This window comes from Pseudomonas sp. Pseusp97, from assembly GCF_047304025.1.
Classification (GTDB): Bacteria; Pseudomonadota; Gammaproteobacteria; order Pseudomonadales; family Pseudomonadaceae; genus Pseudomonas.
This window is the reverse complement of record NZ_JBGLYK010000217.1, coordinates 1-9,324: the sequence shown is the minus strand read 5'-3', so window position 1 is coordinate 9,324 and position 9,324 is coordinate 1. Positions and strand designations below refer to the sequence as shown.

Below are 9,324 nucleotides of genomic sequence, written 5' to 3'. Positions count from 1 at the left end.
CCCCTCGCCCCTCCCCTCCCACCACCCCCCCCTGCGCCCGCCCGCGGCGCCCCCGCCCCCCCGCGCCCGGGGGGGGGGGGCGGGCCCCCCCCCCCCCCCCGCTCCTACGAAAAGCGCTCACTCAAGGATCTAACGCACCGGAGCTCCAGGTACTGGACGTCGTGCTGCCAGTCAGCTTGGCGGCAATGGCGCCTTGCGGGATCAAGCGGTCTCGATAGCGCGTGGCGAGCAGCCCGCCCTGCGGAGCGCGCAGGATATGTTCGCTGCTGGCGTCACCGGGACGCGCGATGATGCGCGCGAAGCGCTCGCCTGCCTCGACCCACTCGCCCAGCTCCCGCTCGAAAACCAGCACGCCCGCCGCCGGGGCGAACACGGTTTCCATGAAGCCCATCGGCGTGGCGACGCCCTTCCACTCCGGCAACGGCGCCGCGTCGCTAACCACTCCACGGGCCCCGAGGAAGCGGTAGAGGCCATCGGCATCCTGCTGCGCCAGCGCATCGCTCACATCGCCCTGTCCACGCAATTCGACCGTCGCCACCAGGCGCCCCTCGAAGCGTTGTTCGGCCAGCCAAGGGGCGATCACGACCTCTTCGAACGCACCATCGCCATCACCTTCCCAGATGATCGCCAGCTCTGCGCGCAGGGCCGCGGCGAGGTCCTGCGCGGCAGGCCAGAAGCACTCATGGACGTACAGGTATTGCAGCGCCTCGTCGTCGGTGTGCAGATCGAGCACTATGTCCGCCGGAGCGGCCAGTTCGGCCAGGCGTTTCTGCCACAGCGTCAGGTTGTCCAGGGTGCCGCCCGCGGCCGCCGAGGCGATGAAGCCACGATTGAAGTTGCGCGAGGTCGCGTCGTGGTTCCGACCGAGAATCCGTCCCTGGCGGAACTGCCCGATGCCGATGGGATTGGCCTGCGGCACCACCGTCACGCTGCCGTTGAGCCCACCACGTTCAGCGGCATCACGAAGACGCGGCAGCAGTTCGTGGAGCACCAGCATTCCGGCGATTTCGTCGGCGTGCACACCGGCCTGCAGGTGCACTCTCGGCCCCGGCCTGCCCGCATCGATACGCCAGGCGGGCACGCGCAGCCCGGCACCGGAATCGCCGGGCACGCTGAAAGATACGTCCTCGATCATCTGTCCTCTCTCCCCTGTCTGCTCTCTGTCCGAAAGGCCCGTGGAAATCTTCCTCGTCGCCTCCTAGTATCGAAACCGTTCGCCGCTCGCGGCACCACGCAATACAGGACGCCCGCCCTTTGGATATCCCCCGCCAGAAAGCCCAGCGCGCCACACCCGAGGAACGTCGCGATCATCTCGTGCGCGCCTGCCTCAAGTGCCTGGTCGCCGATGGCCACGCGGGCATCTCGGTGCGCCGCATCGCCAAGGAAGCCGGCGTCGCCGTGGGCCTGGTGAACCATCATTTCGGCAGCATCGACGCGCTGGTCGCCCAGGCCTACGAAACCCTCGCCAGCGAGGTCACCCAGGCGCTCTACCAGCAGGTCGACGCGGTCGGCAACGACCCCGCCGCGCGCATGGAAGCCTTCCTCACCGGCTCGTTCTCGCCCCAGGTGCTGGACCCCGACCTGCTCAGCCCCTGGGTAGTGTTCTGGAGCCTGATCCGCCACTCGCCGCCGGTGAACGCGGCGCACGAGCGCGGCTACCACAGTTACCTCGCGATCCTGGAAAAACTCATCAGCGAACTCGCCAGCGCCGAAGGCTTCAACGTGGCGCGCCCGCGCCTGGCTGCCATCGGACTCTCCGCCATGCTCGACGGCCTGTGGCTGGAGTGGTGCCTGAACCCGACCAACTTCAGCGCCGCCGATGGCCTGGAACTCAGCCGCTGCTGGGTGGAAGGACTGCGCCGCGGCGCCTATGCCTGAGTAATGGCAGGCGAGCCATGAAATCTCAGACTGCCGTCCTCGCACGGCGCTTGGCCAGCCATGAACGCTGCGTCGTTTTCTGCGCCTCGCGGCGAACCGGAGTGGTGCGCTCCAGCACGGCGAACAGCGCCTCGATGATGAAGGTCAGGCAGATGTAGATCGCTGCCACCAGCAGCAACGGCTGGTAGACCTGGAAGGTCTGCGCCCGCACCACGTTGGCGGCGCCGAGCAGATCGACCACGGCGATGGTGGAGGCCAGCGCGGTGGACTTGAGCAGCATCACGCTCTCCCCCGCCAGGGTCGGCAGCAGCAGGCGGATCGCCCGCGGCAGCCACACGCGGTAGAGCACCAGCGTGCGGTTCATGCCGAACGCCGAAGCCGCCTCCAGCTCGCCGCGCGGCACCGCCTTCAGGCCGCCGCGAACCACCTCGCCGACATAGGCGCCGACCGAGAGGACCAGCGCGATGACGATGTACCAGAAGCCATCGCGAAGGTACGGCCAGAGGAAGCTGCCGCGGATCAGCGGGAACTGCGCGAACAGGCTGCCCAGGCCGTAGTAGAAGATGTAGATCTGCACCAGCAGCGGCGTGCCGCGAATCACGCTGGTGTAGGCCAGCGCCAGGCGCGCGACCAGGAAGTTGCGCGACATCCGCGCCAGCGCCACGCCCAGCGCCAGCACGAAGCCCAGCGAGGCGGAAATCAGCAGTATCACCAGGGTGGTGCCCAGGCCCTTGAGCAGCAGGGCACCGTAGACGAATAGCCAGTGTTCGTTCATCGCCGCGCCTCGTTCATACCGCCGGAATCCAGCGGCGGAAGCGCCGCTCCAGGTAGCCCGCGAACAGGTTGGAAAGCACGGTGAGCACGTAGTACAGCGCCGCCGCGGTGAGGTAGAAGGTCAGGTAGTGGCGGGTCGAGCCGGCGGCCTGCTTGGCCGTGTAGAGCAGCTCGTTGGTGCCGACCACGCTGATCAGCGCGCTGTCCTTGATCAGGTTGACCCAAAGGTTGGCCATGCCGGCCAGCGCGTTGGGCGCCATCATCGGCAGGGTCACCCGGCGGAACAGGCCGAAGCCGTGCATGCCGTAGGCGCGGGCCGCTTCGATCTGGCCGAATGGAATCGACTGGATGGCGCCGCGGAAGATCTCCGAGGCATAGGCGCCCTGCACCAGGCCGAGCACGACGATGGCCACCATCATGCCGTTGAGCTTCACCTGGCCGTAGCCGAGCCACTCGAAGAACTGGTTCAGGCCCATGGAGCCGACGTAGAACAGCAGCAGGATCAGCAGCAGTTCCGGCACCGCCCGGCACAGCGTGGTGTAGCCGCGGGCGAGCATCGCCAGCGGACGTGGCCCGCTGATCTTGGCGCTGGCGGCAGCCAGGCCGATGAGCAGGCCGACCAGGAAGGCGCCGACGGAAATCTGCAGGGTGACCAGCAGCCCCTTGAGCAGGGCCGGGCCCCAGCCGGTGGGACCGAAGCCGATCAGGTCGAAGATGCTTTGCATGGCCGTCTCCAGGATGGGAGGCTCAGGGTCATCCCGTGCCCGCAGCGGGCACGGGGCAGGCTCGGACCTGCGTTACTGCTTGGGCGCGACGCTCATGCCGAAGTACTTGTCCGACAGCGCCTTGTAGTCGTCGCTGGCGAGCAGCTTGCCGATGGCCTCGTCCATCTTCGCCTTCAGCGCGGTGTCGTCCTTGCGCAGGCCGGCGCCGACGCCACGACCGAAGATCGGGTCGTACTTCACCTCGCCCTTGTTGACGATGCCGGCCGCCTGGGCGTCCGGCGACTTGACGAAGGACGCCACGGCGATGCCGTCGGCCATCATCAGGTCGATGCGCCCGGCCACCAGGTCGGCGTTCACCGAGTCCTGGGTGTCGTAGTAGCGCACGTCGGCGATCTTCTCGTAGTACTTCTTCAGGTAGTTGGAGCTGACGGTGGATATCTGCACGCCGATGGTCTTGCCCTTCAGGCCCTCGGGGCTGATCTGCACATCCACCGCCTGCGGCGCCGCGACGGCCACCGGGGTGTCGTAGTAGGGGCGGCTGAAGGCGATCTGCTTCTCGCGCTCCTCGGTGATCGACAGCGAGTTGAAGATCACGTCGATCTTCTTCGCCAGCAGTGCCGGGATGATGCCGTCCCAGGCCACCTCGTCGATCTCGCAGGTCGCCTTCATCTCGGTGCAGACCTTGCGGATGAGGTCCGGTTCGAAGCCGACCCAGCTGCCATCGGGCTGCTTCTGCGAGAACGGCGGATAGGGTTCGGCGGCCAGGGCGAAGCGGATCGTCTCGGCCTGGGCGCTCGCCACGCCGGCCATCAGCATCGCCGCGCCCACCATCAGATTGCACAGAGCTTTCTTGTTCATCGTGATCCCCTGCATTGTTTTATTTGGTGTTGGGTCACGCTCATCGATGCGCCGACAGCGCGGCATCGGTCAGCGATTCTGGTGCGCGTTGACGAACTGCCGGCAGCGCTCGCTGCGCGGCCGCGAGAAGACCTCCTCGGCGGTGCCCTCTTCCTCGATCAGGCCCTTGTGGAGAAACGCCACGTGACTGGAAACGTCGCGGGCGAAAGCCATCTCGTGGGTGACCAGGATCATGGTCCGACCCTCTTCGGCCAGCGAACGGATCACTTTCAGCACCTCGCCCACCAGCTCCGGGTCGAGCGCCGAGGTCGGCTCGTCGAACAGCATCACTTTCGGCCGCACGGCCAGCGCGCGGGCGATGGCCACGCGCTGCTGCTGGCCGCCGGAGAGGAACGCCGGATATTCGTGGCGCTTCTCGGCCAGGCCGACGCGTTCCAGCAGCGCCTCGGCGCGCTCGCGGGCCTCGGCCTTGCTCTCGTGGAGGACGAAGGTCGGCGCCTCGATCAGGTTTTCCAGCACGGTGCGGTGCGGCCACAGGTTGAAGCTCTGGAACACCATGCCCAGCTGCGAGCGGATGCGGGTGAGCTGCTTCTGGTCGGCCACCATTGGCTCGCCGTGGCGGTTCTGCGCCAGCGCGATGGTCTCGCCGTTGACCGTGACCGAGCCCTGGTTGGGAATCTCCAGCATGTTGATGCAGCGCAGCAGGGTGCTCTTGCCCGAGCCGCTGGCGCCGATCAGCGAAATCACCTCGCCCTCGCAGGCCGACAGCGACACGCCCTTGAGCACTTCGAAATCGCCGAAACGCTTGTGGATATCGCGCACTTCGATGACCGGTTTGCTCGCAGGTTGCGTCGGCTCTTGTAGGAGCGAGCTTGCTCGCGAACCTGCCTCCACACCGGAAACATCAAGAGCGTTCGCGAGCAAGCTCGCTCCTACAGGTGCTGCTTTGACGGGGAGGGATTCGACAAACCGGATGATCCGCGCACAAGCCTCCGCCATGCTCTCGTCGCTCAGGCCGAACGACAGCCGCACGAAGCCCTGCGCCTGCGGGCCGAAGGCCGCCGCGTCGAGCACCGAGACACCGGTGGCATGGAACAGTTGCCAGGAGAAGTCCAGCGAACTGAGGCCGGTCTCGCGCACGTCGACCATGACGAACATGCCGGCCTCGGGCGACAGCACCTTCAACCGCGGGCAATCGCTCAGCGCGGCCACCACCAGGTCGCGGCGACGGCGGTAGATCTCGCGCATCGTCGCCACCACCTCGTCGTGACGCTCCACCGCCGCCAGCGCGGCTTCCTGCACGAACCCCGGCAGGCCGTAGAACATGTTCAGCGCAAGGTTTTCCAGGTGTCCGACCAGCGTTTCGTTGGCGACTATCCAGCCGGCGCGCCAGCCGGTCATGGCATGCGACTTCGACAGGCTGCCGATGCTCAGGGTGCGCTCTGCCATACCTGGCAGCGCGGCAAAACTCAGGTGTTCACGCTCGAAGGTCAACCCTTCGTAAACCTCGTCCACCACCACCCAGAGGTCGTGGGCCGCGGCCAGCTCGGCGATCGCCAGCAACTCGTCATGGCTGAGCACGACGCCGGTGGGGTTGCTCGGGTTGGCGAGGAAGATCGCCTGGGTGCGCGGGGTAATAGCGGCGGCGATATCGGCGGCCAGCGGGCGGAAGCCGTTCTCCGGGCGGGTCGGAACCCCGACCAGCACGGCGCCGGTGGCTTTCAGCGTGGCTTCGTAGGTGACGTACACCGGGTCGAAGGTGATGACCTCGTCACCCCTCTCCAGCAGGCACATCGCGGCGGCGAACAAGCCGTTCTGCGCACCGGCGACGACTATGACATTTCCAGCACCGACCTTCTGGCCGAAACGCCGTTGGTGCAATTCGGCAATCGCCTGGCGCAGTGAGGGTTTGCCAGCTACATCACTGTAATGGGTGTCGCCGTCGCGCAAGGCGGAAACGGCGGCATCGGTGATGAAGTCCGGAGTAGCGAAATCGGGGTCGCCGACGCTGAGCACAATCACGTCGCGGCCGGCTCGCTGGGCGGCGATGGCGGCGTAGTGAATGTCCCAGGCGGCAACGCCGGGTCCGACCATCCTGTCCACAAGCGACGAATAACGCATGCAAGGGCCTCATCCGAATGACGGAATGTCCTGCAGAAGGGTTCTGCAGGAGCGTTGGGCCACCATAGCCAAGGATGAACGAGTGTTCAACAGCGTTTTCCGACACCCTCCATGTCGTTTTCAGACCGTTCCTGCACCTCTCGTCCGTTCTTCGGATGCTGCGTGTCGCAAGTTCGACCGACGAACGGAATCACGACATCCACTTAACGGCTTCTTAACGATCTCCCCCGTAGCGTTCTCTCACCCCCTGACAGAGCCGTGACGGCCTTTGGAACACCACATGGAAATGCCCTTCCTCCCCTTCTCCCGCCCGAGCATCGGCGAGGAGGAGATCCAGGCAGTCAATGAAGTCCTGCGCTCGGGCTGGATCACCACCGGGCCGAAGAACGCCGAACTGGAACAACGCTTCGCCCAGTCGATCGGCTGCCGCCACGCCGTGGCGCTGTCCTCCGCCACCGGCGGCATGCACCTGGCGCTGCTGGCCCTGGGCATCGGCCCGGGCGACGAGGTGATCACCCCGTCGCAGACCTGGGTGTCCACCGTCAACATGATCAGCCTGCTGGGCGCCACGCCGGTGTTCGTCGATGTCGACCGCGACACCCTGATGACCGACGCCGCGCGCATCGAGGCCGCGATCACCCCGCGCACCCGCGCCATCATCCCGGTGCACTACGCCGGCGCAGCCTGCGACATGGACCCGATCGACGAGCTCGCGCTGCGCCACGGCATCCCCGTGATCGAGGACGCCGCCCATGCCGCCGGCACCTTCTACCGCGGCCGCCCGGTGGGCCAGCGCGGCACCGCGATCTTCTCCTTCCACGCCATCAAGAACCTCACCTGCGCCGAAGGCGCCATGTTCGTCAGCGATGACGAAGTCCTGGCCAACCGCGTGCGCACCCTGAAGTTCCATGGCCTGGGCGTCGACGCCTACGACCGCCTGACCCATGGCCGCAAGCCGCAGGCGCAGGTGGTGGAGCCCGGCTTCAAGTACAACCTCACCGACATCAACGCCGCCATCGCCCTGGTCCAGCTGCCCAAGCTCGAAGCGATCAACGCCCGCCGCGCCGAACTGGCCGCCGGCTACGCCGAGCGCCTGGCACACCTGCCCGTGCAGCCGCTGAAAGTGCCGGACTACCCGCAGCACCACGCCTGGCACCTGTACGTCCTGCGCATCGACGAAGAACGCTGCGGCATCGACCGCGAAGCCTTCATGCAGGGCCTGCAGCAGCGCGGCATCGGCAGCGGCATCCACTTCATCGGCAGCCACCTGCACAGCTACTACCGCCAGCGCTACCCGCACGTGCAACTGCCCAACACCGAGTGGAACTCCTCGCGGATCGTCTCCATCCCGCTGTTCCCCGACATGACCCAGGCCGACCAGGACCGTGTGGTCGACGCCATCGAAACCCTGCTTCGGTAACGCCACCGTGAAACCCTATCCGATCCACCGTGTGTCCATCGTCATCCCGGTGTACAACGAAGAGGCCAGCCTGCCCGAGCTGCTGCGCCGCACCACCGCCGCCTGCGAACAGTTGGGCCGCGACTACGAGATCGTGCTGATCGACGACGGCAGCCGCGACAGCTCCGCCGACCTGCTGCAGGAAGCCGCGCAGGCGCCGGGCAGCCACGTGGTGGCGGTCATCCTCAACCGCAACTACGGCCAGCACGCGGCGATCATGGCCGGCTTCGAGCAGTGCCAGGGCGACCTGGTGATCACCCTCGACGCCGACCTGCAGAACCCGCCGGAAGAAATCCCGCGGCTGGTCGCCGAAGCCGCCAAGGGCTACGACGTGGTCGGCAGCGTGCGCCAGCAACGCCAGGATTCCGCCCTGCGCCGCTGGCCGTCGAAGCTGATCAACCTCGCCGTGCAGCGTTCCACCGGCGTGGCGATGAACGACTACGGCTGCATGCTGCGCGCCTATCGCTCGAGCATCGTCAAGGCGATGCTGGCCTGCCGCGAGCGCAGCACCTTCATCCCGATCCTGGCCAACAGCTTCGCCCGCCACACCAGCGAGATCCTGGTCGCCCACGCCGAGCGCGAGCACGGCGAGTCGAAGTACGACTTCCTGCGCCTGATCAACCTGATGTTCGACCTGGTCACCTGCATGACCACCTCGCCGCTGCGCCTGCTGTCCTTCGTTGGCGGCGGCATGGCGGTCGCCGGCTTCGCCTTCGCGCTGATGCTGCTGGTGCTGCGCCTGCTGTTCGGCGCCGCCTGGGCCGGCCATGGCGTGTTCGTGCTGTTCGCCGTGCTGTTCATGTTCACCGGCGTGCAGCTGGTCGGCATGGGGCTGCTCGGCGAGTACCTGGGGCGCATGTACAACGACGTGCGCGCCCGCCCCCGCTTCTTCATCGAGCGCATCGTCCGCACCGAGACGGCGCACGCCCAGATCACCACTTCCTCCCCTTCCTTCGAGTCCATCCAGCCATGACCCAGCAGACCATCGTCTTCGCCTATCACGACTTCGGCTGCGCCGGCATCGAGGCACTGCTCGCCGCCGGTTACCAGATCGACGCCGTCTTCACCCACGCCGACGATCCCAAGGAAAACCGCTTCTACGGCTCGGTGGCGCAGCTCTGCGCGCGCCTGGGCATCCCGGTGCACGCCCCGGAAGACGTCAACCACCCGCTGTGGGTCGCGCGCATCCGCGAGCTGCAGCCGCAGTACATCTTCTCCTTCTACTACCGCCACCTGCTCAGCGAAGAGCTGCTGGCCTGCGCCGCCAAGGGCGCCTACAACCTGCATGGCTCGCTGCTGCCGCGCTACCGCGGCCGCGCACCGGCCAACTGGGTACTGGTCAACGGCGAGACCGAGACCGGCGTGACCCTGCACCGCATGGTCAAGCGCGCCGACGCCGGCGGTATCGTCGCCCAGCAGAGCGTCGCCATCGCCCCGGACGACACCGCGCTGGTCCTGCACGGCAAGCTGCGCGAAGCCACCCGCGAGCTGCTCGCCTCCGCCCTGCCG

9 protein-coding genes are annotated in these 9,324 nt (G+C 67.0%); 4 read left to right on the top strand and 5 right to left on the bottom strand.

Annotation, left to right across the window (positions count from 1 at the left end; translation table 11 throughout):
- Positions 1 to 121: 121 nt before the first annotated feature.
- The gene (locus tag ACCC94_RS24645; protein WP_413352244.1) at positions 122 to 1,135 is read right to left on the bottom strand and encodes a succinylglutamate desuccinylase/aspartoacylase family protein; all 1,014 of its coding nucleotides are present in this window, start codon (positions 1,133 to 1,135) and stop codon (positions 122 to 124) included.
- Positions 1,136 to 1,254: 119 nt separating this feature from the next.
- Here ACCC94_RS24645 and ACCC94_RS24640 point away from each other — a divergent pair, with 119 nt between their 5' ends.
- Complete coding sequence (locus tag ACCC94_RS24640) at positions 1,255 to 1,878, top strand: TetR/AcrR family transcriptional regulator (RefSeq protein WP_413352243.1); 624 nt, start codon at positions 1,255 to 1,257, stop codon at positions 1,876 to 1,878.
- 25 nt (positions 1,879 to 1,903) lie between these two features.
- On the opposite strand, the gene ACCC94_RS24635 is transcribed toward ACCC94_RS24640, so the two are convergent.
- From ACCC94_RS24635 to ACCC94_RS24620, 4 genes are all read right to left on the bottom strand, one after another.
- The gene (locus tag ACCC94_RS24635; RefSeq protein WP_413352242.1) at positions 1,904 to 2,653 is read right to left on the bottom strand and encodes an ABC transporter permease; all 750 of its coding nucleotides are present in this window, start codon (positions 2,651 to 2,653) and stop codon (positions 1,904 to 1,906) included.
- Positions 2,654 to 2,666: 13 nt separating this feature from the next.
- A complete protein-coding gene (locus ACCC94_RS24630) occupies positions 2,667 to 3,377 on the bottom strand; it encodes an ABC transporter permease (RefSeq protein ID WP_413352240.1) in 711 nt (236 codons plus the stop codon).
- Between the two features lie 72 nt (positions 3,378 to 3,449).
- Entirely contained in the window at positions 3,450 to 4,235 is a 786-nt protein-coding gene (locus ACCC94_RS24625) for a transporter substrate-binding domain-containing protein (protein ID WP_413352239.1), read from the bottom strand.
- A gap of 69 nt (positions 4,236 to 4,304) precedes the next feature.
- Positions 4,305 to 6,356 (bottom strand): aminotransferase class I/II-fold pyridoxal phosphate-dependent enzyme, encoded by a 2,052-nt coding sequence (locus ACCC94_RS24620; RefSeq protein ID WP_413352238.1) that lies wholly within the window; start codon positions 6,354 to 6,356, stop codon positions 4,305 to 4,307.
- 280 nt (positions 6,357 to 6,636) lie between these two features.
- Here ACCC94_RS24620 and arnB point away from each other — a divergent pair, with 280 nt between their 5' ends.
- From arnB to ACCC94_RS24605, 3 genes are all read left to right on the top strand, one after another.
- Positions 6,637 to 7,776, top strand: a complete 1,140-nt coding sequence (gene arnB, locus ACCC94_RS24615) for a UDP-4-amino-4-deoxy-L-arabinose aminotransferase (RefSeq protein ID WP_413352237.1) — start codon at positions 6,637 to 6,639, stop codon at positions 7,774 to 7,776.
- Positions 7,777 to 7,783: 7 nt separating this feature from the next.
- Positions 7,784 to 8,788 carry an undecaprenyl-phosphate 4-deoxy-4-formamido-L-arabinose transferase gene (gene arnC / locus ACCC94_RS24610; RefSeq protein ID WP_413352236.1) on the top strand — a complete coding sequence of 335 codons (1,005 nt, stop codon included), beginning with the start codon at positions 7,784 to 7,786 and terminating at the stop codon, positions 8,786 to 8,788.
- On the top strand, positions 8,785 to 9,324 hold a 540-nt coding region (locus ACCC94_RS24605), incomplete at its 3' end, for a formyltransferase family protein (protein WP_413352235.1). The genes arnC and ACCC94_RS24605, both read left to right, overlap by 4 nt.